Source organism: Arthrobacter sp. NPDC093128 (assembly GCF_040683875.1).
Classification (GTDB): Bacteria; Actinomycetota; Actinomycetes; order Actinomycetales; family Micrococcaceae; genus Arthrobacter.
In genome coordinates this window covers 163,154-188,363 of record NZ_JBFBEY010000011.1, presented here as the reverse complement: position 1 = coordinate 188,363, position 25,210 = coordinate 163,154, and the positions used below count along the sequence as shown (strand labels likewise).

Below are 25,210 nucleotides of genomic sequence, written 5' to 3'. Positions count from 1 at the left end.
GAAGGACACGGCATGACCACCTACGACCTTGCACTTATTGGCTTCGGCGGAGTGAACCGCAGCCTGGCTGAGCTGATCGCCGCCCGCGGCGAAGCCCTCCGCGCCGAGCTGGGCTTCGGCCTGCGTGTAGTTGCCATCACCGATCTGCGCCTCGGTTCCCTGATGGACGCCGACGGTATTGATCTGTCCATGGCCCTGGCGCTGGGCGGAGACGGCGGCGGCGAGACCTTTGCCCGGCACGGCGGTTCCGCGGCACCGGACAACGAGGCGGTGATCCGCAACTGCACAGCGGACATCATCTGTGAGGCCACTTTCACCAATCCCGACGACGGCGAGCCCGCGGTTTCGCACGTCCGCTGGGCACTGGAATCGGGCAAAAGCGTCTGCACCACGAACAAGGGGCCGGTGGCGCTGCGGGGCCGGGAACTGGCGGCCCTGGCGGAACAGCAGGGAGTCCGCTTCGAGTTTGAGGGTGCCGTCATGAGCGGCACGCCGGTGATCCGGCTTGCCAAGCAGATGTTCAGCGGGCTGAAGATCAACGGCTTCGAAGGGATCATGAACGGCACCAGCAACTACGTTCTGGGGCGCATGGAAGCCGGCCTTGACCTTGGCGAGGCGGTCCGGGAAGCCCAGGAGCTGGGCTATGCCGAGGCGAATCCTGCCGCGGACCTCGAGGGTTTTGACGTGCAGCTGAAGGTGCTGATCCTCGCCAACGAGCTCCTCGGCGGGAACCTGCAGCTGAAGGACATCCGGCGCGAGGGCATCTCCGCAGTAACGCCGGAGGACATCCGGGCGGCCGCTTCGGCCGGCCAGCGCTGGAAACTGGTCGGATCCGCCAGGCGGACTCCCGACGGCGGCATCGCGGCGGGCGTTGCACCGCGCGCCGTCGACTTGGAACACAGCCTTGCCGGCATCTCGGGCGCCACGAACGCTGTCTCGTTCGAAACTGACCTGCTGGGCCCCGTGACGGTTTCCGGCCCCGGCGCCGGACGGATCGAGACGGCCTACGCGCTGCTCTCTGACATCATCGCCATCCATCAGGCATCGGAAATCAGCGGCGCCGCCGGCTCCCCTGCCGCGGCCGGCTCCCTTGAGGCTGCCACGGAAGACGGAGGGCTTGCACGTGTCTGAGGCCACCGTTCTGCAGGACGTCCAGATTCCCCAGCTCCACGAGGTGACCAGCCCCCACGACGGCAGGATTGTCGGAGCGGTCCCCACCACCGATGCCAACGCGGTTGTTGCGCTGATGGCCACGGCCCGCTCCGGAGCCATAACAGCTAAGTCCCTGCCCCGCCATGCACGCGCCGCCATCCTGTCCACGGCCGCGGCGGACATTGAACGCAGAACCGAGGACTTCGCCCGGACCATCGTGGCGGAGGCGGGGAAGACCATCCGCCAGGCGCGCAAGGAAGTCCACCGGGCCGTCAACACGCTCCGGCTGTCCGCGGAGGAAGCCACGCGCGGTGCCGGCGAAGTCATCCCGTTCGACTCCTATGCCGGATCGGAGGACCGGACCGGCTGGTTCACGCGGGAGCCGCTCGGGATCATTGCGGCCATCACGCCCTTCAACGATCCCCTGAACCTGGTGGCCCACAAGGTGGGCCCGGCGATCGCCGGGGGCAACGCCGTCGTACTCAAGCCCTCAGCCCTCACGCCGCTGTCCGCCCGGCTGCTGGCTGACGCACTGTACGACGCCGGCCTGCCGCCGGAGGTCCTCACAGTGGTCAACGGCGGGAGGGATGTTGCGGCCGCCATTATCGGGACCCGGGACATCCGGATGGTCTCCTTTACCGGCGGGTTCGCGACCGGTGAGGCAATCGCCCGCACGGCGGGGCTGAAGAAGCTCGCCATGGACCTGGGCGGCAACGCGCCGGTGATCGTCCTGGACGATGCGGACGTGGACCAGGCCGTGGACTCATGTGTATCCGGCGCGTTCTGGGCCGCGGGCCAGAACTGCGTGGGGGTACAGCGGATTCTGGTCCACCGCTCCGTCTACGGCGAATTCCGCCGGAAGTTCGTGGCGGCCACGAGAGCACTGGTCACCGGCGACCCATCCGAGGAACGGACTGACGTTGGCCCCATGATCAGCCCCGGCTCGGTCAGGGAGGTCCAGCTGAAGATCGGCGGCGCCATAGACGCGGGCGCAACAGTACTGGCCGGCAACCGGGCTGAGGGAAATGTGTTGCTACCGACCGTCCTGGAGTCCGTTCCGGAGGACTGCCGCCTCTGGCAGGAGGAAGTGTTCGGACCGGTGGTCATGCTCAAGATGTTCAGCACCTACGACGAAGCGATCGGGCTGGCGAACTCCATCGATTTCAGCCTGCATGCGGGCATCTTTACCCGCTCCCTCGCGGCGGCCATGGGTGCGGCCCGGGATCTGGACGCAGGCGGCGTGATGATCAACGACTCCTCGGACTACCGGTTCGACGGCATGCCGTTCGGCGGGTCCAAGTACGGCAGTATGGGCCGGGAAGGCGTCCGGTTCGCCTACGAGGAGATGACCCAGGCGAAGGTGGTTTGCATCAGGAACTAGGTCTGCATCAGGAACTAGCGGGCGGCAGGTCCTGGAGCCCGTCAGCGGCGTGCCCGTCTCCGTGCCCGGCGGCGTGCCCGGCGGCGTCTCCGTCGGCTGCCCGCCGTCGGATGACGTTGGACAGGGTCAGCGCGGTCACGGTGTCGCCCACGCCGGGGAGGGCCGCGATCTGCTCCCAGATCTCCTGGACCCTGTCCAGCGAGCGCGCCTCCAGCCTCACCAGCAGGTCGAAGTCGCCGCTCAGGACATCACAGAGGACCACTTCGGGAATGGTCCGCAATGCTGCCAGGACGTCCGCGCCGCGCATGCGGTCCTTGCGGTAAATCATGAGGAAAGCGGAAACCATGCTCTGGCCCACGCTGCCCGCCACAATCGTGTAGCCCTGGATGTAGCCCTGCCGCTCCAGGCGGTCCACACGCTGCCGCACGGCGTTCCGGGACAGGAGCACCCTGCTGGCCAGCTCGGCATGGGACACCCGGGCGTTCTTTGTGAGTTCCGCAAGGATCTTCTGGTCGATGTGATCCAAACCCGCCCCGTCCATCCCTACCCTCCGCCGCAATCATCGGTGCGCCGCTGCCCCTGGGACTGTGCGCTCCGAAACCGTAGCCAGAAAGGCTCCGCAGAAATGATACGTCTACACGTGGACAATCAGGCATCCGCCGCCGTCAGCTGCATTCTGTTCGACATGGACGGGACGCTCCTGGACTCCGCACCGGGGGTGATGGACAGCGCTGCCCGGGCGCTCAAAGCCGTAAAGGCGCCCGTCCCTCCGCACCGGGACCTGCTCAAATACGTCGGTCCGCCCATGTACGAGTCGTTCCGGCACAGCGCGGGCCTGGACGCGGCAACCGCACAGGAAGCGCTCCGGCATTACCGTGCGGCCTAAGCCGAAACAGGGGCGGAACAATCCAGCCTTTTCGACGGTGTCGGCGGCCTCCTGGACCAGCTGGCTTCGCTGCAGTGTCCGATGGCCGTGGCAACGTCCAAAGTGGAGGATCAGGCGGTCCGGCTGGCGGGCGCTTTTGGTATCGCCCGTCACTTCGCCGACATCTGCGGTGCGTCCGACGCAGCCGGCAGGGCCTCCAAGGAGGACGTTATTGCCGAATCGCTGGCGCGGCTGAAGGCGCAGGGCGTGGACATTTCCAGCCCGGTCATGGTGGGCGACCGGAGCTACGACGTTGCCGGGGCGGCGGCCCACGGGATCCCTGCGATCTTTGCCGCCTGGGGATACGGAGACCCGTCGGAAGCGCGCGGGGCCGCAGCTGTCGCCGGGACGCCCGAGCTCCTTGCGCGGCTGCTCCGTGCAGGCCGGTAAAGCAGCCGCCCGGTGACTGAAGCGGAGGACGACGGCGGGAAGTCCCGCCGTCGTCCTCCGGCTTCAGCTCTTAGTCACCACGGCGTTCACGTGGTGCCGGATCACCGTCCGCTGACGATGGAGACCGTGCTTGGGTTTTCGATGGCGCCCATCACCCTGTCGGTCACTTCATCGATACCGCCGATGCCGTCGACCTGGGTCAGGATGCCGCGCTCGGCATACTTGGCCACAACGGCCTCGGTCTGCCCGTGGTACAGGTCCAGCCGGTGGCGGATGACGGCTTCGTTGTCGTCGCTGCGGCCCGTCTCCTTGGCGCGGCCCAGGAGACGGTGGACCAGTTCGTCGTCGTCTGCCGTCAGCTGCAGCACGACGTCCAGTTCCTGCCCGCCCCTGGCCAGGACCCCGTCCAGATAATCAACCTGCGCCGTGGTGCGGGGGTATCCGTCCAGCAGGAAACCGTTCTCGACGTCGTCCTGGCAGAGGCGGCTGCGCACCATCTCGTTCGTGACGCTGTCCGGAACGAAGTCACCGGCGTCCATGTACTTCGTGGCCTCGATGCCAAGCGGCGTCCCGCCCTTCACATTGGCGCGGAAGATATCGCCGGTGGAAATCGCCACAACGCCGAGGCGCTCCGAGATGCGCTCCGCCTGCGTGCCCTTGCCGGATCCGGGCGGGCCAATAATCAACATTCTCGTCATTCAAATAACCCTTCGTAGTGCCGCTGCTTCATGTCAGTGGCGACCAGGATGCATCGGTGCGTGACAGCAGAGTACGACGGCGGGAGGTCCCGCCGCCGTCCACTGGCTTTTTATGCAGCTAACGGTAGTTATGGTGCAGTAGGCGGTCACGGGTGGCAGTCCCGGTGAGCCTGGGTTGGTGCCCGGGCTTAGAAGAAGCCGAGCTTGTTTTCGGAGTGGCTGACCAGGAGGTTTTTGGTCTGCTGGTAGTGGTCCAGCATCATGGCGTGGTTCTCGCGGCCGATGCCGGAGGACTTATAGCCGCCGAACGCAGCGCCGGCCGGGTAGGCGTGGTAGTTGTTGACCCACACACGGCCGGCCTGGATCTCGCGGCCGGCACGGTAGGCAACGTTGCCGTTGCGCGACCAGACACCGGCGCCGAGGCCATAAAGGGTGTCGTTGGCGATGCTGACGGCGTCGTTGTAGTCCGTGAAGCGTGCAACGGAGACCACGGGGCCGAAGATCTCCTCCTGGAAGATCCGCATCTTGTTCTGGCCTTCGAAGATGGTGGGCTGGACGTAAAAACCGCCGGCCAGGTCCCCGTCAAGCTCCGTCGGTGCACCGCCGGCCAGGATTTTGGCGCCCTCTTCGAGCCCGATGTCGATATAGGAGAGGATCTTCTCCATCTGGCCCACCGATGCCTGGGCGCCGATCTGGGTATTGGTGTCCAGCGGGTTGCCCTGGATGATCTTCTGCGTCCGGGCCACGGCGTCAGCCATGAAGGAATCGTAGATACCGTCCTGGACGAGGGCGCGGGACGGGCTGCTGCAGACTTCGCCCTGGTTGAAGGCATAGAGGGTGAAGCCCTCGAGCGCCTTGTCGTAGAACGCGTCGTTGGACGCGGCAACGTCGTTGAAAAAGATGTTCGGGCTCTTGCCGCCCAGTTCCAGCGTGACGGGGATCAGGTTCTGGCTGGCGTACTGGCTGATCAGGCGTCCGGTGGACGTCTCGCCGGTGAAGGCGATCTTGCGGATCCGCGGGCTGGAGGCCAGCGGCTTTCCCACTTCGGCACCAAAGCCGTTCACGATATTCAGCAGGCCCGGCGGCAGCAGGTCAGCGATGAGTTCGGCCAGGACCAGGATGGAGGCCGGCGTGTTGGAGGCAGGCTTGAGCACCACCGCGTTGCCGGCGGCCAAGGCAGGAGCCATCTTCCAGACGGCCATCAGGATGGGGAAGTTCCACGGGATGATCTGGCCCACCACGCCAAGGGGTTCGTGGAAGTGGTAGGCCGTGGTGTCGTCGTCGAGCTGGGAGAGCCGGCCTTCCTGGGCGCGGATGGCGCTTGCGAAGTAGCGGAAGTGGTCCGCTGCGAGCGGAATGTCCGCATTCAAGGTCTCGCGGATGGGCTTGCCGTTGTCCCACGATTCGGCGACCGCCAGCATCTCCAGGTTCGCGTCGATCCGGTCCGCGATCCTGTTCAGCACGGCGGCGCGCTCCGTGGCCGATGCCTTGCCCCAAGCCGGTGCGGCCCTGTGCGCGGCATCGAGTGCCAGCTCAACGTCCGCAGCGGCGCCGCGGGCCACCTCGGTGAATTGCTTTCCGTTCACCGGGGAAACGTTCTCGATGTATTGGCCGGTCGTTGGAGCCACCCATTCTCCGCCGATCCAGTTCTCATAGCGGTCCTTAAACTGGACCTTGGATCCTTCTTGGCCGGGCTGTACATAAACAGTCATGGTCACTCCTCTGGAAAACAGACGTCTTCGTCCTGGCCCCCATGCTAGGTGTTCAAAGGTTGCGACCAGGCTGCATCGGCCGCTTGAGGCCCGCTTCCTACCGCGGGCTCCTCGGGCGGCCGTGGCTTGTAGACCCAGGCCACGAGCACCACGGAGATGATCATCAGCAGGAACCAGGAGACCAGCTTGTCGGGCGAGACCAGGTGCCATCCGTCCACCTGGTTGGGGTAGAGCCAGGCCCCGGACCAGGTGGCGATATTCTCCGCGATCCAGATGAACAGCGCCACGAGCAGGAAGGCCAGGACCAGCGGCATCCGGAACTTCCTGCGGAACACGCGGAAGTGCATCACGCACCGCCCGTAGATGATCACGACGGCGGCCAGCAGGACCCAGCGGGCGTCCACGATGTAATGGTGGGTGAAGAAGTTCACGTAGACGGCGGCGGCCACGACCGCCGTCACCCACCGCCTCGGATAGCGGGCAAAGCGCAGGTCAAAGAGGCGGTAGACGCGCACCATGTAGGAACCGACGGCCGCGTACATAAAGCCGCTGAAGAGCGGTACGGCCCCGATGCGCAGGACACCCTCGGCTTCATAGGCCCAGGACCCCACGTCGGTCTTGAACAGCTCCATGACCGTTCCCACCAGATGGAAGAGGACAATCACCCTGAGCTCACGGAGGGTTTCGAGCCGTGTGGCGACCATCAGGATTTGGATCACGACGGCGGCAAGTGTCAGGAAGTCGTTCCTGGCCAGTCCGGCGTCGTCGGGATACCAGAGGCGCGCCGCAAGGAGAACGGCAAGGAGCACGGCGCCAAAGATGCACGCCCAACCCTGCTTGAGGCCGAAGACAACAAACTCCGTGAGCCTGGAACGGGCACCGCCGGCAGGTGCCTTGTCCAGAAACCGGTGAGCACGCTCATCGATCAAAAGCTCTACGGACGTGAAGCTGCGCATCGGTATCCCGTTCCCCCGCCACGAGTGGCAATGTTGATTTTTCTGCCGGACATCCTGTCCGTTTCCTGCCTGCGCGCCTGGCCCTAGGCCGTGCCGAGCCGGGCGAGGCAATAGTTCTTGGGCCAGTGCCGGGCCCGCTGCGGCAGCCGCGGATAGACCAGGGCGGACCACCGCATGGTGCGGTCGAACCAGCGGCGATGGCGTTCACTCCACGGCAGCCCGAAGCCCTGCCGGAGCTGGTCCGGCAGGAGTCCCACGGTGATGAAGCGGGCCAGCGGCATGACCAGGCGCTGCCAAAGCTGCGGGTTGGACGGATACAGCAGGTCGCGGGCCACGCGGACGCTGACCTCGTCTGCCTGCAGCCTTTGCAGGCAGCCGTCCCAGTAGGTGGCGAAGGCCGCGCGGTCGGCGGGCCACAACTCTGCCGGAAGCTGCAGGGCCGTACCGATTCGCGCGTAGTCCCGGTACATGAGTTCCGCCGCTTCGTCGTCCAGCGCCCCGTAGATTCTCTCGTAGACCGTGACAGCGGTGTCATAGAGGGTTGCCACCACCCACAGCTGGGACTGGGCATCGAAGGCGCTGTAGCCCGCGGAACCCGCATCGGGTTTGCGGCGGACGGGACCATGGGCGCGGTTCACGCTGCGGCGCACCGCTGCCACCTGCCCCTCGGTGCCGTAGACCACGGCGTACACGTAGGTCAGGGTGCCGCGAAGCCGCTCCAGCGGACGATCTGTGAAATTGCTGTGTTCTGCCACGCCGTGGCCCACCGCCGGGTTCGCGATCTGCAGCAAAATTGCGCGTCCTGCCCCCGCGAGCAGAACGCCTTCCGCTCCCATGTCGGCAAGTCCACGCACCATGCCCACACCCTACCCGAGTGTCCGGGACGGCGCCCCCGCATAGGTCCCGTCAACGGCCGGACGACTTGGTGCCAGCCGGCCCGTATAGCCTTGGGAGAGGAGGGAACATGACCGTTCGAAGCGCAGGAATACTGTTGTACCGGTGGAACCCGGCAGCTCAGCTGGAAGTCTGGATAGCCCACATGGGCGGACCGTTCTGGGCCCGCAAGGACGCCCACGCATGGTCCATTCCCAAGGGCGAATACCCTGAGGACGAGGATCCGCTAACCGCCGCCCGGCGGGAGTTCGCCGAGGAAATGGGCACGCCGGCGCCGCCCGCCGACTACATCCGGCTTGGCGAGTTCAGGCAGCCGTCAGGCAAGATCATCACGGCCTTCGCCGCAGAGTGGGACTTCCGGCCCGGACAGGTTGTGAGCAATACGTTCCCGCTGGAATGGCCTAAGGGATCCGGCGTCATCCAGCACTTTCCCGAAATAGACGACGCCCGCTGGTTCGAAGAACCCGAATCGCGGACCAAGCTGGTGAAAGGCCAGCTGCCCATCCTTGACGCCCTCAGCCAGCACCTCCGGGACAAGCTTTCCTGAACGCACAGCCGGTGACGGGAGCTACGGCGCCCCCGGAATCGCGTAATACAGGTAGGCGTCCTCTTCGCCGGTGCGCACGAAACCGGCCCCTTCGTACAAGGCACGTGCTGGATTGCCGCGGTGGACCCCGAGGGTGAGCGAGGTGCTGCCGCCCGTCCTGGCGTCAGTGATGAACGTGTCCAGCAGCAGCCGCCCGATCCCCTGCCGGCGAAGATCCGGCAGGACGTGAAGGGTGACCAGAACCGCAGCCCCCTCAGGGAGCGGCATCCACAGCATGATGCCCGCCGGGACGCCGTCCACCTCCGCCACCCGGGCACGCGGGAGGTTGGCGGTCCAGAGCTCCAGGTTCCGGTCAATCGCCTGCATCCAGCCGTCGAGCTGTCCGCCCTCGATGTCCCGCATGTACTGCAGCTCGGACCTGTACAGCATGGGAAGGTCGGTGGGCTCGGCGGGCGGATGGTCCGGACCGGCCTAGTCCCTGGCTCCGATGGGTTCATCGGGAAAGTCTCGCACGCGGCAGCAGACGACGGCGGTAGGTACGGGAAAAGCCGTCGGTCAACCGGGCTGACAGCAGTCAGGCCCTGGATTCTGTCCAGGGCCTGACTTCAACTTGCGGGCATCGTCATGACTTCCACATTCAGGTGGCCGTTTCTGAGGGACCCCTGTAAAACCGGCCGAAACGGTGAAGGTACAGGTACATGGCGAGGAAGGTGACTACGCCCAGGAGCGGCCCTGCCCAGATGGCAACCGGAGTGCCGTGGATGAGTATCGCGGCGGCTCCGAATATGCCTCCTGCGACGCCTACTCCGGGGCTGGCAGTGGCGAGCTTGCCTTGGACGTTTCGGCCTACCTGACGGTATCGAAGGCCGTGCAGGACGCCGAAGAGGATGAAGGCGGCCCCCATAATCAACGGCCACGGCCATTCGGCCATTGCTACAACGCTCAGGGTCAGCCCGTACATAGCGGCCAATGCCAACCAATAGTTTCGTACAGTGGTGGTGACTTTCGTGTTCATCAGCATCCTCGGTTGAAGTCAATCACGGATCCGGCGATGGCCATGGCCGCTGAGCAACCAAGCGCAGCCATGGGGCCGAAGAATCCCAAAGCGCCGCAGAATGCGGCATTGGTGCCCCACCAAGCCCAGAGGGCAGCCCAAGCCGACGGGCACTGCGGGAACATCGGTTTCATGGACATGCTGCCTTTGCCGCCACCGACCATCGAAGGTTTTGCCTTAATGATTTTGGCTACCTTGGTGTTGTTGGGCCCATCTCTGACTTCGAGTGAAAGATACCCGGTGTCGGTGAGCTCGACCAACGATTTAAGTACATCGGTAGGCATGGAAGCGGCCAGGAAGTTCTTTTGAAGTCCGCTGTCGAATCGACTATCGGATGACAGAAAGGTGGTGAGCGGCTTGGATTTCTTTATGATGCGAAGCCGCTCAGCGAACCCTGCCGGGTCGCTTGATCGTGCTTGCTCAAGTCGTTTCATGGCCTCGTCTGTCTGAGCCCGGGTCGGTTGGAGCAATGCGACCCCAGACTCGGTGCCAGCCACGGTGCGCGCTCCGGCGGCACTGGCAGGCCCGACAGATGCCAAGAAGACCGCAATTACTGCCACAACTGTAACGACTACTCGACAGGCTTGTTTCCAAGCGCCAATTGTTAAAAACATTTGAATTCCCCCAAATATTTGAATTCCCCCAAATACAGACTCCACCCACTCTTGCTGAGCAGGCGCACTACCGCGCGACCATTACAGGGCGCGGAAGCGGGGTCTAGGCTACGAACCCCACCAAGGTGATGCAAGTCAAATGGGCTCCGTCCCATTTTGAGGACTGGCGTGAAGCGGACGACGGCGGGACTCCCGCCGTCGTCCGCTTCCGTTCGCTTACGTTCGGGCGGGCTCGAGCAGCCTTGCGGGGTCCACGGCGAGGAGAACCGCTGCGAGACGCGCGTTGAGCTCGAAAACATCGCGGCTGCTCGCCACCCCGGACAGCACGTCCATGACCAGCCCGTCCTCCTGGGCGACGATGATGCGGGCAATGTCCGCCGGCTCCAGGACAGGATGAAATTCGCCGGCGGCAATTCCTTCGGCAATGATGCCCTCGTAGCTTGACTGCTGCGCCCTGGTGAACTCCTCCTGGATGCGCCGAAGTTCCGCGTTCCGGAGGGAGTGGGACCAGTACTCGTAGAGAATCCGTGAGGCGTCGTCCTCCAGGCCGCCCGAGATGCCGGCCTGCAGCGCGGCCGCGAGCCTGGCAGTGGGGTCCGCGCCGGAATCGACGGCATCCGTCAGGCTTTGCAGGAAACGGTCCGAGGACGCCTGCACCGCCGCGGCCTCGATTTCAGCCAGTCCCCCGAAGTAATACAGCACGGCGTTCGGGGCCATGCCCGCTTCGGACGCAATTGCCCGGAGCGTCGCAGCACCCGCCCCTTCCCGGGCCGCCACAGCCTGGGCCGCGACGAGGATGTGGCTCCGCCGAATCTCCTTCTTGGTTGGACCTGCCATCGACTCGGTGCCCCATTCTCTTTGGCGATCAGGTATTGACAACGATCCTAGTCACATATTGAATGGTATTCAAATTTGAACGTCATTCAAATTTCCTGACTCAATGAGGAGTTCCATGACCCACCCCGTTCCCCAACCTCCGCCCCAAACCGCCACACCCCCGGCCTCCGCCAAGGGCCTGAAAGCAGGGTCAATCGGCATCGGCCCCACCGTCGCCCTGGGCCTGGCCGCCGTAGCTCCGGCCTACAGCCTGGCCGTCACGCTGGGCTTCGTCGTCCTTGCCGTTGGCGTGCATACCCCCGCCGCTTTCCTCCTCGGGTTCGTCCCCATCCTGTTCACGGCCTTCGCCTTCCGGGAGCTGAACAAGGAGATGCCGGACTGCGGAGGGGTCTTCGTCTGGATCACCCGCGTCTTCGGACCCCGCGCCGGCTGGTTCCTCGGCGGCTGGGTTCCCCAGATCGCTACCTTCATTGCCACGGCAGCCCTTGCGCAGGTGGCGGCCACGTACCTCCTGCAGTTCCTGGGCCTCGGTGCAGTCGCCGAACAGCCCATCCTGGTGGCCCTCATTGCCTGCAGCCTCATCGGCCTGAGCGCAGTCGTTTCGGCGCGCGGCATCGAGCTTTCGGCCTGGCTCCAGTACGCCCTCATCGGATTGCAACTCGTGGCGCTTAGCGGCTTCTGCGTCGGCGCGTTCACCGCAATCGCCGCCAGCGGCACACTCGACGGCGCCGAACCGCCAAGCCTCGACTGGCTGAATCCCTTCGCCTTCGGCGACGCCTCGGGACTCGTCTCGGGCGTGATTCTGTGCCTGTTCATCTACTGGGGATGGGACGCGCTGATCGCCGTCAACGAGGAAACCACCAACCGCAAAAGCACCCCGGGACGCGCCGTCGTCATCACCACCACCATCCTGCTTGTGTTCTATGTGGTCACGGCCGTGGCGGCTGTCGGCTTTGCGGGCGTCGCCGGCATCACCGATCCGGGGACTGTCTCGGACGTACTCTCCGTGCTCGGCCCGCAGGCAACCGGGACCGTTTTCGGCCAGATCATCATCCTCGCCGTCGGCTTATCCGCTCTGGCCGCACTCATGACCGTGGCCGTCAGCACGCCGCGCTCCTGGCTCAGCATGGGTACCTACCGTGCCCTCCCCGGCGCCACCACCAAAATGGACCCCGCCCGCGGCACACCCACAACCTCGATCCTCTGGTGGGCGCTGCTGAGCGTCGGCATGACCGTTGGGCTGACGGCCATCGCAGCGGACTTCATCGGCTTCGCCGTCCTGTCGATCGGACTGCTCATCGCCGCGTACTACGCCGCAACGGCCCTCGCCTGCGTGGTGTATTTCGCCCCGCAGATGCGGACGTCTGCCGCTTCGCTCCTGATGAAAGGCATCCTGCCGGCCGTCGGCGCAGCCATGATGATCGCGGCATTCGTCCTGAGCGCCCTCGACATGTACTCCCCCGAGTACGTGGGGCTCTCCTGGCTGGGCATAGGAACAGTGTTCTGGACCGGCGTCGGCGCCCTGGTCATCGGCGCGATCGTCACCGCCCTGCTGCGAACCCGGTTCCGGGAATTCTTCTCGGCGGAAACCATCCCGCGCGGCAACGTCACCACCCGGGCCGAACTGGCCACCATTCTCACCAGCGAAACTGAGGCATAAATGCGAGTCCTGTCCGTAGCAGCCATCCAGACCAAGTCGGTCCCCTACGACGTCGAAGCCACCTGGCAGCGCTTCGTCCGGCAGGCCGAGTGCGCGAAGGACCTGGGCCCGGAAGTCGACGTCATCGTGGCTCCGGAGCTGCTGCTCTCCGCGCCCGGCGAATTCCTCCAGCCGGACCCCGCCGCGGACACCCGGTCGGCTGCCCCCATTCCCAGCGACCTCACCGGACGGATCACCGGGCTTGCCCGGCGGCTTGGCGTCTGGCTTGTACCGGGATCGCTATTGGAGGAGCACAACGGGTCCACCTACAACACGGCCATCGCCGTTTCACCCGACGGTGAGATCGTTGCCCGCTACCGGAAGCTTTTCCCCTGGCGCCCGTTTGAGACAACAACACCAGGGGACTCGTTCGTGACGTTCGATATCCCCGGCAAGGGCCGCGTGGGCCTGGCGATCTGTTTCGACGGCAGCTTCCCTGAGGTCTCCCGGCAGCTGGCCTGGCTTGGGGCCGAGGTGATCATCCAGCCGACCCTCACCACCACGCGGGACCGGGAAATGGAAGTGGTCATGTCCCGGGCGAATGCCTTCGTCAACCAGGTCTTCGTGGTGAACGTCAACGGCGCGGACCCTTCAGGGGTCGGCGAAAGCGTCATCGTGGACCCGGAGGGCACCATCATGCAGCATGCCCGGGGCGGGGAGGAGATCCTTTACGGCGTCCTGGACCTGGACCGGGTGACTCAGGCCCGGCGCTACGGGACGTTCGGAATCAACAAACCCTGGTCCCAGCTCAAGGACCAGCGCGGCATCCTCGCCTATCCCATGTTCGGTGGAGCGAGCTTCCAGCCGCCCGAATGGAGCTAAAGCACCACCGGCAACGGCGGGCGGACGACGGCGGGACCTCCCGCCGTCGTCCGCTTGCTGTGGGCGCGTTCCCCATAAAGCGTTCGGCCCGGCCCGATGCGGCTCATCCTTCCGCCTTGGACTGGCGCAGCATGCCGCCGAGGGCCAAAGCCGAGAGGGCGATAACGATGCCGCCCACCACGATTGCTGTCAGCTCGATTCCCCACAGTGATGCGAGCAGCCCGGCCGCGATGGCCGGAACGCTCATCGCGAGGTAGCTGATGACATAGACCGTGGACAGCAGCGAGGCCCGTTCGGACGCCTTGGCGAGCGGCATTACCGTCCGCATGGCGCCCTGGAACCCTGTTCCGAAGCCTGCCCCCGCCACAACGACGCCGAGGAACAAGAGGACCGGCTGGCCGGCGACCACGGCGCCAAGGGTGACCGCGACGCCGGAAAGGAGGGCAGCCGCGCCACCCACCAGGACCCGCGCCGCCGGGCGGCGGCCGAAGGTGAAGACGGCCACGGCTCCGCTGGAGGTCAGCGCGAATACCAGCCAGCCTCCCACCATGGGTGAGGCGGAGCCGGTCTGTACCCGCGCGAGGCTTGGGCCAAGGGACAACATAAAACCACCGATGGCCCACACGGCGATGAGCGCCGGGGACGCGACCAGGAGTGCCTTGCGGGCAGCGGGCGGGACGAACACGCTGATCCGCAGGGACTTCAGGGCACCCGGACGCCGTACCGCCGACTCCGGCAGAAAGAGCGCGGCTACCAGCAGCAGGGCGAACACCGCAATCAGAATCACGAAAACTTCCATGGCGGGGGCAGGAGCCGAAGCTGCCAGGGCTGCGGAGCCGAGCGCACCCACGGCCATGCCGATGATCGGTGCCACGCTGTTCACCAGAGGGGCACGCCGCGGGGCAAGATCCGCGAGCGCCGCACCGAGGGCCGCCGTCGCCGCCCCCGTGGCGACGCCTTGCAGGATGCGGGCTGAGATAAGTTCTGCGGCGTTGCCGGAGACGGCGAAGACGATCATGGCTGCCGTTTCCAGAGCCAGGGCGCCAAGAATGACGGCACGCCTACCCAGATGGTCGGACAGCGAGCCGATGACCAGGAGCGCGGCCAGAAGAGCCAGCGCATACGCGGCGAAGACAACCGTCACGGTGAACTGCGTCAGATGCAGCTGCTCCTGGTACATGGCGTAGAGCGGCGTTGGCGCACTGGACGCCGCCAGGAATGCGGCGGACATCAGCACCTGCACCACAACCGCCGCCCGGGCGTCCATTCTGGCGGGAAAAGGAACCTTGGCTGGCGCTGCGGATAGGGGAAGATATTCTGTGGTCACGAACAACACCTCTCAAAAGCAAACCGTTTGCTTTTATACCAACCTATGATCGATTGACCGCAAAAGCAACTGGTTTGCGTTAGCATGGACGAATGACACCCCTCGATGGCTCCCGCCCCGGCGGCCGCAGCGCCCGCATCCAAGAGGCCGTCCATACGGCGACCAAGGAACTGCTTGCTGCCACAAGCCGCGATGACCTCACCATTCCCGCTATCGCGGCGCGGGCGGGAGTGAACCCGACCACCATCTACCGCCGCTGGGGTGATCTTCCCGCGCTGCTTTCGGATGTGGCGGCCGACCGGTTCCGCCAGACCGAGCCGCCTGCCGAAACCGGCTCCCTCGAAGGCGACCTCGCCGCCTGGGCGGAACAGTTCCGGGAAGAGATGGCCTCCGGACCCGGGCGGTCGTATGTGGCGGATGTGCTTGCCGGCGATGCCACCGGAGACAACGCGGGGATCTGCTCGCGCTATGCCGCAGACTCAGTCTCGATCATTGTCCAGAGGTTCCCGGCGGCGCACGCTCCGGCGACAGATGACGTCCTCGACCGCGTGGTTGCGCCGATCCTCTACCGCATCCTCTTCACCCGCGAACGCCCGACGGCAGGGTATGCCGCCGGCCTGGTCTCGGGGCTGCTGGCGGACAGCTGGCGCGTTGCAGAAAAAGCTCCCACGTGCCCCGGGTTGCTGGCACACTAAGCCAATGAAAGACGCGCGCTCCCCCTCCCGGCGGCCCGGCATCCGGGCTGCCATGTTTGTTGACTTCGACAACGTTTTTACGGGCCTGCAGGCCCTCGATCCGGCGGCGGCGAAGCGGTTCGCGGAAGACCCCAAGCACTGGGCGGACGCGTTGTCCGCCGCGGGCTCGGGCGAGAGCGCCCGGCGCTTCCTGATCCGCAACTGCTACCTGAATCCGGTGGTGTACTCGAAGTACCGGACGTACTGGACGCGTGCGGGTTTTCGCGTGATCGACTGCCCGTCGCTGACGCAACGCGGAAAGAGCAGCACCGACATCAACCTTGTGCTGGACGCAATGGACACACTCTCCGGGAGCGGCGGCATCGACGAGTTCTTCATCGCCTCGGCCGACGCCGACTTCACATCACTGATCCAGCGATTCCGGGCCGCCGACAAGATGACCACGGTGATCGCCGCCGGCGCCGTAGCCTTCGCATACCGCGAGATGGCGGACAACGTGGTGGAGTCCCACGACTTTGTGGCCATCCTGAACGGCACCACGGTGGAACCGATCCACGCGGTGGCATCCGTCCAGCCGCAGCGGGCGGAGGGGGCTCCGAAGGCGAAGCCCCGGGCAAAGACCGTTTCCGCCGCGGTCAAGGAGGTCTGCGACTTCGTCCGGACTGCACCGGGCCCGGTCGTCGGGGCAATGGTGGCCCACCGGGCACTCACAGCCGATCCCTCCCTGAAAACGGACTGGGGCGGCTACGGGAAGTTCGGAACCTGGGTCGCCCAGATCGGCCAGGGTGTTGAATACACGGCTACGCGCGGCGGCTGGGTCTGGGACGCGCAGAGGTTTTCCAGCGACGACCTGCCCGCCGAAGCAGAGGCCGAATCCGGCATTGAAGAACGGGTTGCCAGGGTCACCGATGTGCCCGCACTCTCCGCAGCCCAGTTCCGGCAGTTGTTCCTGGCGATGGCGGCCAGGCTCCGTGAGGAACCGGTCTCCCGCAACGAGCTGGCAAAGCTTGTCAGGGATGACTGTGTCACCGCCGGTCAGCCGGTGTCCCGCGGCGCCGTGAACTTTGTCATCCAGGGCCTGGGATACGTCGATTTCCAGCTCACTGACACTGCGACGGCGGAAGAGCTGGCTGCAGCGTGGACGGACGACGTGGAGGAACTGTGCCGGGTGGCACTGATGGAGTTCGACGACGCCGAAAGGCTGGCCCTGCGGCGCTGGGCCAGCGGCGGTTTTGTGGCTGCCTAACGGCGGGCTCCCAGATCCGTTGAGCTCCATCGGGTGGATCGGCCCTCGCGCCTGAAAGAATGGCTGAATGGAAGTCGCCCTGGGACTGCTTGTTCTCGTGGCGGTGGTTTGTGCCGGCAGTGCGTTGGGCAGGAAACTCAACGTTTCGGTGCCGCTGCTGCTGGTGCTGGCCGGCGTCGCCGGTTCTTTCCTCCCGTTCGTTCCGCCTATCGACCTCAACCCGGAGCTGGTCCTCGTGGGCCTGCTGCCGCCGCTGCTCTATGCCGCGGCGCTGCGGACCTCGCTGTTCGACTTCGGCTCCAACCGCCGCGCCATCGGGCTCCTCTCGGTTGGCTACGTCATTTTCGGCACCATCACCGTGGGCTACGTGGTCTGGTGGCTTTTTCCGGAGATTCCGCTTGCCGCCGCCATCGCCCTCGGCGCCGTGGTGGCGCCGCCGGATGCGGTGGCTGCGACCGCCATCGCGCGGAAGGTGGGGATGCCGCGCCGGATTGTCACCATCCTCGAGGGCGAGTCACTGGTCAACGATGCCACCGCCCTGGTCTGCCTCCGCGCTGCGATCGCCGCCATCGCGGGGTCCGTGTCCGCCGCCGGAATCGCCGGTGGATTCATTCTCGCGGCCGGCGGCGGCCTGGTGGTCGGCCTGGCCGCGGCCTACGTGCTGACCCAGCTCCGCAAACGGATCCGGAACATCGCCATCAACACGTCGACGTCGCTGATGGCGCCGTTCGTCGCCTACTTGCCGGCCGAAGCGATCCATGCCTCCGGTGTCCTCGCCGTCGTTGTTACCGGGCTGGTGATGGGAACCAAGGCGCCGTCCATGCCCAACGGCGCCGCACGCCTGAGCCAGCGCAGCAACTGGAACACAGTGCAGTTCCTGCTGGAGAATTCCGTTTTCCTGCTGATCGGGCTGCAGGTCCGGACCATCATCGACGGTGTCCAGGATGACTCCCTCGGTGCGGCCCGCATCTGGGCGGGCTGCGCGGTAATCCTGCTGGCGGTGCTGCTGCTCCGGCCGGTCTGGGTCTTTCCCGCGACGTACCTGCCCCGGCTGATCCCGTCCGTGCGGCGCAACGACCCTGCGCCGCCGTGGCAGTTCGCCGCAATTGTGTCCTGGGCGGGCATGCGCGGCGTGGTGACTCTGGCGGCGGTACTGGTGCTGCCCGCTGACCTCGAGCACCGATCCGTGCTGATCCTGGCTGCCATGGTGGTGGTCGCCGGGACGCTCACGCTGCAGGGGTTCACCTTGCCGCCGCTGGTCCGGCTCCTGCGGGTCAGGGGCCCGGACCAGCGTGAGGACGCCCTGAACCAGGCTTCCCTAATGCAGCTGGCCACCGCCGCCGGCGTGGAGCGGCTGCAGGAAATGCGCACCGACAAGGATCCGCCGGAGGTCGTCGCCATGCTGAAGCGGCGCACCCAGGAGCGCGGGCTGGCGGCGTGGGAACGGCTGGGCCGCCCGACGTCGGAAGCGGCGACGCCCAGCCAGCGCTACGCCCAGCTGCGGCTCGCCATGCTGGAAGCCGAACGGGCCAAGGTCCTGGAACTGCGGCGCGGCGGCCAGTACGCCCACGAGGTCCTCAGTGAAGTCCTGGACCGGCTGGACGTCGAGGAATCGATGCTCGACGCCTCGCTGGATGAGCTGGACGCCTCCGGCGAGGGCGGCGGAGAGGGCATCGCGAGGCCGGGCGGCGTCTGCGGCCATCTGGAGTCCGCGGCGGACCCGCAGGTCCCGCCGGACCCGTTCTGCCCGGACTGCGCACTGGAAGGCACGACGACGGTACACCTCAGGATGTGCCTGGACTGCGGCAACGTGGGCTGCTGTGATTCCTCCCCGGGAAACCACGCCTCCCGGCACTTCGGGTCGACAGGCCACCCGGTGATGCGGAGCATCGAACCCGGCGAAAACTGGCGATGGTGCTACGAGGACGACCTGCTGGGGTGACCCGGAAACACAAAACTCTTCCTGCAATCCGAATTGCATAGTACATTTGATGCAAACGTCATTGCAGAGTGATCCAGATTACAGAGAAGAGTTCCCGCTGTGTCCAGTTCGGCATCGCCCGGTCATCCCGCCAGCAGCAACGGCGCCTCCGATCCGGCATCCGCCTGGCTCGGCGACGCCCTGCCGGACGTCCTCCTGACCAAAGCCCAAGGCCGGGTAGTGGAGGTCATCGTGCGCAATCCGCAGCTGTCCTCCTACGCGGACATCGCCGAGATCGCGCAACGTGCCGATGTGAACAACTCCACCGTGGTCCGGACCGCACAGCACCTGGGCTACCGCGGCTGGCCCGATCTCCAGCGCGAACTGCGCGCCCGCAATCTGGTGATGATCTCCACCGAGGACACCCTGGTGGAACACGGTGCACACCGCAGCCCGCTCCACGATGCGTTGAACCACGACATCGAAAATCTCCGCCTCACCCTCGACGCGAACACCGCCGACGAGGCCCAGTCAGCAATCGCGACGCTGGCCGAGGCACGGTCGATCACCGTGGTGGGCATGGGCTCCTTCGCCGGGCCGGCCAGCGTCATGGCACATCTGGGAACCATCATGGGCTACCCCATCACCCTGGAGCCGCGCGGCGGGGTCCACCTCGCCTCCAGCGTCAACAGGCTGGGCCCCGGCGATGTCCTGGTGGTGATCAACATGTGGCGCTCCATGCGCGAGATCATTGCCGCAGCAGAGGCGGCGCACCGGGCCGGCGTGAAGGTCGTGGCCATCAGCGACATGCGACGCGGCCGCCTGGCCACGATCGCAGACCACCTGCTGGTGGTCGCCTCCGAAGGCATCTCCTTCTTCCAGTCCGTCACCGCCGCCAACTCGGCGGTCTACGGCCTGCTGACCGGAATGGAGGCTGCCCACCCCGAACGCAGCCGCGAAACCATCCGCCGGACCCAGCAGCTCTGGAAAGACCTGGACATCTTCTTGGACTAAGCGCATTCCAGGCCCAGGAGCTCCTCCTTCACCGCCCGTCCATCCGTCCCACCCCTTCCGAACTTCAGCAACATCCCCCAAGGAGTATCCAATGAACACCAGCATCGACCGCCGCATTGCCGTCATCGGCCTCGGCTCGATGGGTGGAGCCATGGCCGACACCCTGCACCGCATCGGCTGGCAGGTCACAGGGTTCGACCCGTCCGAAGCCGCCAGGGCGGCCGCGGAAGCACGCGGCATCGCCACCGTGACGGACGCCAGTGCGCTGGCCGGAACGTCTTACGTGGTGCTGTCCCTGCCGTCGGCCGCGATTGTCGAGGCCACCGTGCCCGGCCTGTTCAGCGTCCCCGGAATTGTCGCCATCGTTGACACCACCACCTCCGAACCGGCCACCAGCACCGCGATGGCAGCCCTGTCCGAGTCGAACGGCGCCGCGTTCGTGGATGCGCCCGTTTCCGGCGGAAGGGACGGCGCCGCCACCGGATCCCTCAGCGCCTTCGTCGGAGCCAGCGAAACAGCCCTCGCAGCCGCCGAACCCGTACTGAACGCACTGACCGGCGGAAAATACAGCCACATCGGCGGCCCGGGCAGCGGCAACGTCGTCAAGCTGCTGAACAACGTCCTGGCCGCCGCCAACCTCGTGGCCGTGGGCGAAGCCCTCGCCGTCGCGAAGGCCTACGGCATCGATCCGGGCACCGCCGCGGCCAGCATCAGCGCAGCCTCCGGCGGCAGCAAAGTCTCCGCCAACATGTACCCCAACTGGGTGCTCTCCGGGACCCACGATTCCGGCTTCGCCCTGGGCCTTATGGCCCGCGACGCCGCCCTGGCGGTGGACGTTGCCCGCCAAAAGGGCGAGAACCCCGCCCTGCTCACCGCCGTCGTCGGCCAATGGCAGGAAGCCCTGGCCGCCCTCGGCCCTGCAGCCGACTTCACCGAAATAGCCCGCATGGTTGCACCCGCCATCACCCGTGCCGGCGCTCCCACCACCGTGGCCGCAGCCACCCCACACCGCGATTAAGGACCCCCGCATGACAATCACCACAGCACCCATGTCCTCCTCGACGGACACCGCCCGCGCCGTCCTCGACGCGGCTTTCCCCGGCGGCCTCGGCGCCTTCATCGACGGCAAGGTGGTGCCCGGCAACGGGGAAAGCATCACGCTGACCGCCGCCGCCACCGGCGCGCCCTTCGCCACCTACGCCGATCCGGGCGCCGAAGGAGCCCGGGACATCCTGGAAAGCTCCGTCCGCGGGGCCGCGGCCTGGGGCGCACTCAACGGATTCGAGCGCGCGGCCATCCTCCGGAACGTCAGCCGCACGTTGGAGGCCCACGCCGAAGAACTGGCCATCCTGGAATCGGCCACCACCGGAAAACCCATCCGCGATGCCCGGGTGGAAGCCGCCAAGGTCGCCGAAATGTTCGGCTACTACTCCGGCTGGGCGGACAAGCTCACCGGGCAGACCATCCCCGTGCCCGGATCCTGGCACACCTACACCGAGCGGGTGCCGTGGGGCGTCGTCGTGGCCATCACGCCCTGGAACGCACCGATGTTCACCGCTGGCTGGAACTCCGCCGCACCCCTGGCCGCCGGCAACGCCGTGATCATCAAGCCCAGCGAGTTCACACCGGCGTCCACCATCCGGGTGGCGCAGCTGGCCCACGAAGCCGGACTGCCGGACGGTGTTTTCAATGTCGCCCCCGGCCTCGGCCAGACGGTCGGCGCAGCCCTCACATCGGACCGCCGCGTGGGCAAAGTCAGCTTCATCGGCTCCGTGCCCACCGGTCGCCGCGTCGCGGTGGCCGCCGCCCAGGCCGGCATTCCGGCCCTGCTGGAACTCGGCGGCAAGTCCGCCAACATCGTGTTCGCCGACGCCGACCTCGAGCGGGCGGCAGACGGCGCCGTTTCGGCCATCTTTTCGGGGGCGGGGCAGTCCTGCGTGGCAGGGTCCCGGCTCCTCGTGGAACGGAGTGTGCACGACAGGTTCGTGGAGCTGGTCGCGGACCGGGCCGGCCGCCTCCGGGTCGGGGATCCGCTGAGCGCCGACACCGAGGTGGGCCCCATCATCACGGCCCAGCAGTTCGCCACCGTCAACTCCCTCATCGACGCCGGCGTGCAGGACGGCGGGCGCCGGATCACCGGATCCGCGCTTCCGTCCCATCTCGCTGACTCAGCCCTGGCCGGTGGCCACTGGGTGATGCCCACCCTGCTGGACGGCGTGACGCCGCAGAACCGTCTGGAGACCACCGAGGTTTTCGGCCCGGTGGTCGGCGCGGATGCCTTCGACACCGAGGCCGAGGCAATCGCCCGGGCCAACAGCACCAGTTTCGGCCTGGCGGGAGCCGTGTGGACCTCGGACGTTTCCCGGGCCCACCACGTGGCGCGTTCGGTCCGGGCCGGAACGTTCTGGATCAACTCGTACAAGACCATCCACGTGGCCGTCCCGTTCGGCGGCTTCGGCGACTCGGGCCACGGGCGGTCCTCCGGTCCCGGCGTGCTGGACGAGTACACGCAGACCAAGGCGATCTGGGTGCCCACCCGGGCGGCCGGCGCCCCCTTCCCTTCCCTTTCCTACTAGCCCCTTCCTACCAGCCCCTTCCTACTAGCCCCTTCCGACAAGCAAGGCAGAGACCCGTGGACCTTACAGACACATCCAGACCCGCCGATGCGTTGAGAACTGAGCTCAGCGAGGGAGTGGACCGGTGGAAACCGAGCGTCCACGTCATGGCCAGGGGCATGCACGCCAACCCCGAAATTTCCTTCGAGGAAACCCGTTCCGCGGAGGCGGCCGCCACGCTGCTCGAAGAGGGCGGCTTCACGGTAGAACGCGGGAGCTGCGGCCTGCCCACCGCTTTCACGGCGACCGCCGGCAGCGGTGACCTCGTCGTCGCGCTGTGCGTCGAGTATGACGCGCTCCCCCAGATCGGCCACGCGTGCGGGCACAACCTGATCGCCGGGGCCTCGGTTGCTGCCGCACTGGCGCTGGCTCCGCTGGCCGATGAACTGGGCATCACCCTCAAGGCCATCGGCACGCCGGCCGAAGAGCACGGCGGCGGCAAGGTCCTCATGCTGGAACGCGGCGGTTTCGACGGCGTCGGCCTGGCACTCATGGTTCACCCGGTCCAGGACGGCCTGACCTACAACCCGGCGGGGACCAGCGCCCAGGCCGTGGGGCGGTACCAGGCAACGTTCACCGGCAAGGCCGCGCACGCAGCGGCCGCTCCGCACCAGGCCGTGAACGCCGCCGACGCCGCGGTGCTGAGCCAGGTTGCCGTCGGCCTGCTCAGGCAGCAGATCCCCGGCGACCACAGGATTGCCCTGTACGTCGCCGAGGCCGGGCACGTCACCAACATCATTCCGGAGCGGGCCGTGGTGAACTTCGAATGCCGCGCCTTCACCCTGCCGGAGTACGAAGCGCTGCTGGAACGCGTGCGCCGCTGCTTCGAGGGCGCCGCCCTGGCCACCGGGACGCAACTGACCATTGAAGCCACGGAACCGCTGTACGAACCCCTGGTCCAGGACGATGCCCTCGCGGCCCACTGGACCAGTGCGATGGACTCCTTCGGCAAGGACACCTCGCCCTCCGCCGGCCTCAGCGGCGGCTCCACGGACATGGGAAACATTTCCCAGGTCATCCCTAGCCTGCACCCCTGGCTGAGCATCCCGGGCGCTGACGTGCCGATCCACTCCCACGCCTTCGCCGCCCTGGCGGACACCCCGGAGGCATATGCGGTCATGTTCGAGGCGGCCCTTGCCCTGGCATGGACCGTCGCAGCCGCCGCCACCAACCCCACAGAACGCGAGCGGTTCACCGGTGCCGCGTTCAGCCGCCCCAACCCACAGGAAGTCACACCATGAGTACCAGCACCACAACCGCTCCGGTCACCAGGGCCGGAACCAAGCTGACACTTCCCGTTGCGGCGCTGGCCCTCGCCATCGCCGTCACCGTCCAGCTCATCGGCCAGCTGAAGATCGATCTGGGCATCGGTTCGATCATCATCTTCCCCATGGTCTGGGGCCTCATCCTCGGCCTTCTCGTCTCGGTCCAGAAGTTCAAGCCCCTCGGACTGGACCTCCAGCGGGTGGCGGCAGCCCTGGTGGGCGTGGCGGTGTTCCTGCTGGTGGCCCGGCTTGCGTTCAACATCGGCCCCAGCCTCCCCAGCCTCATCAAGGCCGGGCCGGCGCTGCTCCTGCAGGAGATCGGCCATCTGCTCGGAACCGTTGCACTGGCACTCCCGCTGGCCGTCCTGCTGCGAATGGGCAAGGCAACTGTCGGTGCCACCTTCTCCCTGGACCGCGAGCCCTCCTTCGCCATGGTCTCCGAAAAGTACGGCCCCGACTCCGACCAGTACCGCGGCGTCCTTGCCATGTATGTCTTCGGCACCCTCTTCGGCGCCGTGTTCATCACGCTGCTGACCTCGCTCGTGGCCAACTGGAAGCTGTTCGACCCCCTGGCCCTGGCGATGGGTGCGGGCGTGGGTTCCGGCTCGATGATGGCCGCCTCCGCAGCCAGCATCATCGGCGCCTACCCCGGCGACCAGGAGGCCATCCTCGCCATGGCCGCCATCTCCAACCTGATCACCACGGTCCTGGGCGTGTACGTCGGGATCTATGTGGCCCTGCCGCTCGCCGACCGTTTCTACCGGTTCCTGACCCGCAAGCAGACGGTCCGCGAAACCGCACTGGCCACAGCGGGAGCGACGGGCGCCCCCGCCGAAAGGACGCAGGCAGACATCGACCGGGAAACAGCCCAGGCCGACGCCAACCGGAAGTTCCGGGAACAGGTCGCCGCCTCGTCGGCAACCATCACGCTGCCGCTCTGGCTCTCCCTTTCGGTCCTGACAGTCCTCGGCGTGGCCACGGCCTCGATCGCGGCCAAGGGATTCAGTTGGTCCATCGTCGGCGGCTACGCCATCCTGCTGGCCCTGGTGCTCTTCAGCCTTCTCCTGGCCAGGATCACCCGGAAGATCTCCGCGATCGTGTTCATCACCACCATCGGGGCTTACATCTCGAGCCCGTGGTTCTTCGGGGCCGAGCCGCTCAACGCGATGGTGAAAACCGTTGACTTCCTGTCCATCGCCACCGTCATGCTGACCCTGGCCGGCCTGTCACTCGGCAAGGACATCCCGCTGCTGAAAAACATCGGCTGGAAGATCATTCCCGTCGGCCTGGTCGCCATCACGGCGTCCTTCCTGCTCTCCACCACGATCGCCGAGTTCGCACTGGGGCTCTGGCACTAAAAAGCCGCCGCCACAAGCGGCAAACACCGCGGACGACGACGGCGGAACCTCCCGCCGTCGTCGTCCTTTGTTGTCTCCCGCCGCTAGG

The 25,210-nt window shown here is 66.4% G+C and carries 22 protein-coding genes and 2 pseudogenes; 14 read left to right on the top strand and 10 right to left on the bottom strand.

What is annotated here, in order from left to right; translation table 11 throughout:
• Positions 1–12: 12 nt before the first annotated feature.
• Entirely contained in the window at positions 13–1,131 is a 1,119-nt protein-coding gene (locus AB0N24_RS14935; RefSeq protein ID WP_364125624.1) for a homoserine dehydrogenase, read from the top strand.
• The gene (locus tag AB0N24_RS14930; protein WP_364125622.1) at positions 1,124–2,533 is read left to right on the top strand and encodes an aldehyde dehydrogenase family protein; all 1,410 of its coding nucleotides are present in this window, start codon (positions 1,124–1,126) and stop codon (positions 2,531–2,533) included. Before AB0N24_RS14935 ends, AB0N24_RS14930 begins: the two co-directional genes overlap by 8 nt.
• A 7-nt stretch (positions 2,534–2,540) precedes the next feature.
• Here the strand turns inward: AB0N24_RS14930 and AB0N24_RS14925 are convergent, their stop codons facing one another.
• Positions 2,541–3,059, bottom strand: a complete 519-nt coding sequence (locus AB0N24_RS14925; protein ID WP_364125619.1) for an Lrp/AsnC family transcriptional regulator — start codon at positions 3,057–3,059, stop codon at positions 2,541–2,543.
• Between AB0N24_RS14925 and AB0N24_RS14920 the strand changes: the two are divergent.
• Positions 3,000–3,848: pseudogene (locus AB0N24_RS14920) on the top strand (HAD hydrolase-like protein). The gene AB0N24_RS14925 and the pseudogene AB0N24_RS14920 overlap by 60 nt on opposite strands.
• Before the next feature lie 101 nt (positions 3,849–3,949).
• Here the strand turns inward: AB0N24_RS14920 and AB0N24_RS14915 are convergent.
• From AB0N24_RS14915 to AB0N24_RS14900, 4 genes are all read right to left on the bottom strand, one after another.
• On the bottom strand, positions 3,950–4,537 hold the full coding sequence (locus AB0N24_RS14915; RefSeq protein WP_364125616.1) for an adenylate kinase: 588 nt from the start codon (positions 4,535–4,537) through the stop codon (positions 3,950–3,952).
• Positions 4,538–4,734: 197 nt separating this feature from the next.
• On the bottom strand, positions 4,735–6,258 hold the full coding sequence (locus AB0N24_RS14910) for an aldehyde dehydrogenase family protein (RefSeq protein WP_364125613.1): 1,524 nt from the start codon (positions 6,256–6,258) through the stop codon (positions 4,735–4,737).
• A gap of 44 nt (positions 6,259–6,302) precedes the next feature.
• Entirely contained in the window at positions 6,303–7,214 is a 912-nt protein-coding gene (locus AB0N24_RS14905; protein WP_364125610.1) for a DUF817 domain-containing protein, read from the bottom strand.
• Between the two features lie 83 nt (positions 7,215–7,297).
• Positions 7,298–8,071, bottom strand: coding sequence for an oxygenase MpaB family protein (locus tag AB0N24_RS14900; RefSeq protein WP_364125608.1), 774 nt, complete (start codon positions 8,069–8,071; stop codon positions 7,298–7,300).
• A 107-nt stretch (positions 8,072–8,178) separates the two neighbouring features.
• On the opposite strand from AB0N24_RS14900, the gene AB0N24_RS14895 reads away from it, so the two are divergent.
• Positions 8,179–8,655, top strand: a complete 477-nt coding sequence (locus AB0N24_RS14895; RefSeq protein WP_364125605.1) for an NUDIX domain-containing protein — start codon at positions 8,179–8,181, stop codon at positions 8,653–8,655.
• A gap of 21 nt (positions 8,656–8,676) precedes the next feature.
• On the opposite strand, the gene AB0N24_RS14890 is transcribed toward AB0N24_RS14895, so the two are convergent.
• The 4 genes from AB0N24_RS14890 to AB0N24_RS14875 form a co-directional block, all read right to left on the bottom strand.
• Positions 8,677–9,084, bottom strand: a complete 408-nt coding sequence (locus tag AB0N24_RS14890) for a GNAT family N-acetyltransferase (RefSeq protein WP_364125602.1) — start codon at positions 9,082–9,084, stop codon at positions 8,677–8,679.
• Between the two features lie 208 nt (positions 9,085–9,292).
• The gene (locus AB0N24_RS14885) at positions 9,293–9,670 is read right to left on the bottom strand and encodes a hypothetical protein (RefSeq protein ID WP_364125599.1); all 378 of its coding nucleotides are present in this window, start codon (positions 9,668–9,670) and stop codon (positions 9,293–9,295) included.
• A complete protein-coding gene (locus AB0N24_RS14880; RefSeq protein WP_364125596.1) occupies positions 9,670–10,143 on the bottom strand; it encodes a hypothetical protein in 474 nt (157 codons plus the stop codon). The genes AB0N24_RS14885 and AB0N24_RS14880 overlap by 1 nt, the downstream gene beginning before the upstream one ends.
• A gap of 396 nt (positions 10,144–10,539) precedes the next feature.
• Positions 10,540–11,160 carry a TetR family transcriptional regulator C-terminal domain-containing protein gene (locus AB0N24_RS14875; protein WP_364125593.1) on the bottom strand — a complete coding sequence of 207 codons (621 nt, stop codon included), beginning with the start codon at positions 11,158–11,160 and terminating at the stop codon, positions 10,540–10,542.
• A 115-nt stretch (positions 11,161–11,275) separates the two neighbouring features.
• On the opposite strand from AB0N24_RS14875, the gene AB0N24_RS14870 reads away from it, so the two are divergent.
• Both AB0N24_RS14870 and AB0N24_RS14865 read left to right on the top strand, forming a co-directional pair.
• Positions 11,276–12,820, top strand: a complete 1,545-nt coding sequence (locus tag AB0N24_RS14870; RefSeq protein ID WP_364125590.1) for an APC family permease — start codon at positions 11,276–11,278, stop codon at positions 12,818–12,820.
• Positions 12,821–13,681, top strand: coding sequence for a carbon-nitrogen hydrolase family protein (locus AB0N24_RS14865; RefSeq protein ID WP_364125588.1), 861 nt, complete (start codon positions 12,821–12,823; stop codon positions 13,679–13,681).
• 103 nt (positions 13,682–13,784) lie between these two features.
• Here AB0N24_RS14865 and AB0N24_RS14860 read toward each other — a convergent pair whose 3' ends face one another.
• On the bottom strand, positions 13,785–15,008 hold the full coding sequence (locus AB0N24_RS14860) for an MFS transporter (protein ID WP_364125585.1): 1,224 nt from the start codon (positions 15,006–15,008) through the stop codon (positions 13,785–13,787).
• A 92-nt stretch (positions 15,009–15,100) separates the two neighbouring features.
• Here AB0N24_RS14860 and AB0N24_RS14855 point away from each other — a divergent pair, with 92 nt between their 5' ends.
• The 8 genes and pseudogenes from AB0N24_RS14855 (at position 15,101) to AB0N24_RS14820 (ending at position 25,122) form a co-directional block, all read left to right on the top strand.
• Complete coding sequence (locus tag AB0N24_RS14855; RefSeq protein WP_364125582.1) at positions 15,101–15,703, top strand: TetR/AcrR family transcriptional regulator; 603 nt, start codon at positions 15,101–15,103, stop codon at positions 15,701–15,703.
• Positions 15,704–15,707: 4 nt separating this feature from the next.
• On the top strand, positions 15,708–16,949 hold the full coding sequence (locus tag AB0N24_RS14850; protein WP_364125579.1) for an NYN domain-containing protein: 1,242 nt from the start codon (positions 15,708–15,710) through the stop codon (positions 16,947–16,949).
• A 67-nt stretch (positions 16,950–17,016) separates the two neighbouring features.
• Complete coding sequence (locus AB0N24_RS14845; protein WP_364125577.1) at positions 17,017–18,891, top strand: Na+/H+ antiporter; 1,875 nt, start codon at positions 17,017–17,019, stop codon at positions 18,889–18,891.
• Positions 18,892–18,990: 99 nt separating this feature from the next.
• Positions 18,991–19,884 (top strand): MurR/RpiR family transcriptional regulator, encoded by an 894-nt coding sequence (locus AB0N24_RS14840; RefSeq protein WP_364125574.1) that lies wholly within the window; start codon positions 18,991–18,993, stop codon positions 19,882–19,884.
• A 73-nt stretch (positions 19,885–19,957) separates the two neighbouring features.
• Positions 19,958–20,902 (top strand): annotated as a pseudogene (locus AB0N24_RS14835) (NAD(P)-dependent oxidoreductase); the annotation flags it as partial.
• Positions 20,903–20,912: 10 nt separating this feature from the next.
• Entirely contained in the window at positions 20,913–22,460 is a 1,548-nt protein-coding gene (locus tag AB0N24_RS14830) for an aldehyde dehydrogenase family protein (protein WP_364125571.1), read from the top strand.
• Positions 22,461–22,516: 56 nt separating this feature from the next.
• Positions 22,517–23,740 carry an amidohydrolase gene (locus AB0N24_RS14825; protein ID WP_364125569.1) on the top strand — a complete coding sequence of 408 codons (1,224 nt, stop codon included), beginning with the start codon at positions 22,517–22,519 and terminating at the stop codon, positions 23,738–23,740.
• Positions 23,737–25,122: a DUF3100 domain-containing protein gene (locus tag AB0N24_RS14820; protein WP_364125567.1), complete on the top strand. Its 1,386-nt coding sequence runs from the start codon at positions 23,737–23,739 to the stop codon at positions 25,120–25,122. The genes AB0N24_RS14825 and AB0N24_RS14820 overlap by 4 nt, the downstream gene beginning before the upstream one ends.
• Positions 25,123–25,210 lie beyond the last annotated feature (88 nt).

Coding starts and splice junctions, on each gene's coding strand:
- AB0N24_RS14855 (WP_364125582.1), top strand. CDS start 15,101: ATGACACCCCTCGATGGCTCCCGCCCCGGCGGCCGCAGCGCCCGCATC.
- AB0N24_RS14880 (WP_364125596.1), bottom strand. CDS start 10,143: ATGAAACGACTTGAGCAAGCACGATCAAGCGACCCGGCAGGGTTCGCT.
- AB0N24_RS14915 (WP_364125616.1), bottom strand. CDS start 4,537: ATGTTGATTATTGGCCCGCCCGGATCCGGCAAGGGCACGCAGGCGGAG.
- AB0N24_RS14850 (WP_364125579.1), top strand. CDS start 15,708: ATGAAAGACGCGCGCTCCCCCTCCCGGCGGCCCGGCATCCGGGCTGCC.
- AB0N24_RS14865 (WP_364125588.1), top strand. CDS start 12,821: ATGCGAGTCCTGTCCGTAGCAGCCATCCAGACCAAGTCGGTCCCCTAC.
- AB0N24_RS14870 (WP_364125590.1), top strand. CDS start 11,276: ATGACCCACCCCGTTCCCCAACCTCCGCCCCAAACCGCCACACCCCCG.
- AB0N24_RS14830 (WP_364125571.1), top strand. CDS start 20,913: ATGACAATCACCACAGCACCCATGTCCTCCTCGACGGACACCGCCCGC.
- AB0N24_RS14905 (WP_364125610.1), bottom strand. CDS start 7,214: ATGCGCAGCTTCACGTCCGTAGAGCTTTTGATCGATGAGCGTGCTCAC.
- AB0N24_RS14845 (WP_364125577.1), top strand. CDS start 17,017: ATGGAAGTCGCCCTGGGACTGCTTGTTCTCGTGGCGGTGGTTTGTGCC.
- AB0N24_RS14895 (WP_364125605.1), top strand. CDS start 8,179: ATGACCGTTCGAAGCGCAGGAATACTGTTGTACCGGTGGAACCCGGCA.
- AB0N24_RS14935 (WP_364125624.1), top strand. CDS start 13: ATGACCACCTACGACCTTGCACTTATTGGCTTCGGCGGAGTGAACCGC.
- AB0N24_RS14820 (WP_364125567.1), top strand. CDS start 23,737: ATGAGTACCAGCACCACAACCGCTCCGGTCACCAGGGCCGGAACCAAG.
- AB0N24_RS14900 (WP_364125608.1), bottom strand. CDS start 8,071: ATGGTGCGTGGACTTGCCGACATGGGAGCGGAAGGCGTTCTGCTCGCG.
- AB0N24_RS14885 (WP_364125599.1), bottom strand. CDS start 9,670: ATGAACACGAAAGTCACCACCACTGTACGAAACTATTGGTTGGCATTG.
- AB0N24_RS14910 (WP_364125613.1), bottom strand. CDS start 6,258: ATGACTGTTTATGTACAGCCCGGCCAAGAAGGATCCAAGGTCCAGTTT.
- AB0N24_RS14890 (WP_364125602.1), bottom strand. CDS start 9,084: ATGCTGTACAGGTCCGAGCTGCAGTACATGCGGGACATCGAGGGCGGA.
- AB0N24_RS14875 (WP_364125593.1), bottom strand. CDS start 11,160: ATGGCAGGTCCAACCAAGAAGGAGATTCGGCGGAGCCACATCCTCGTC.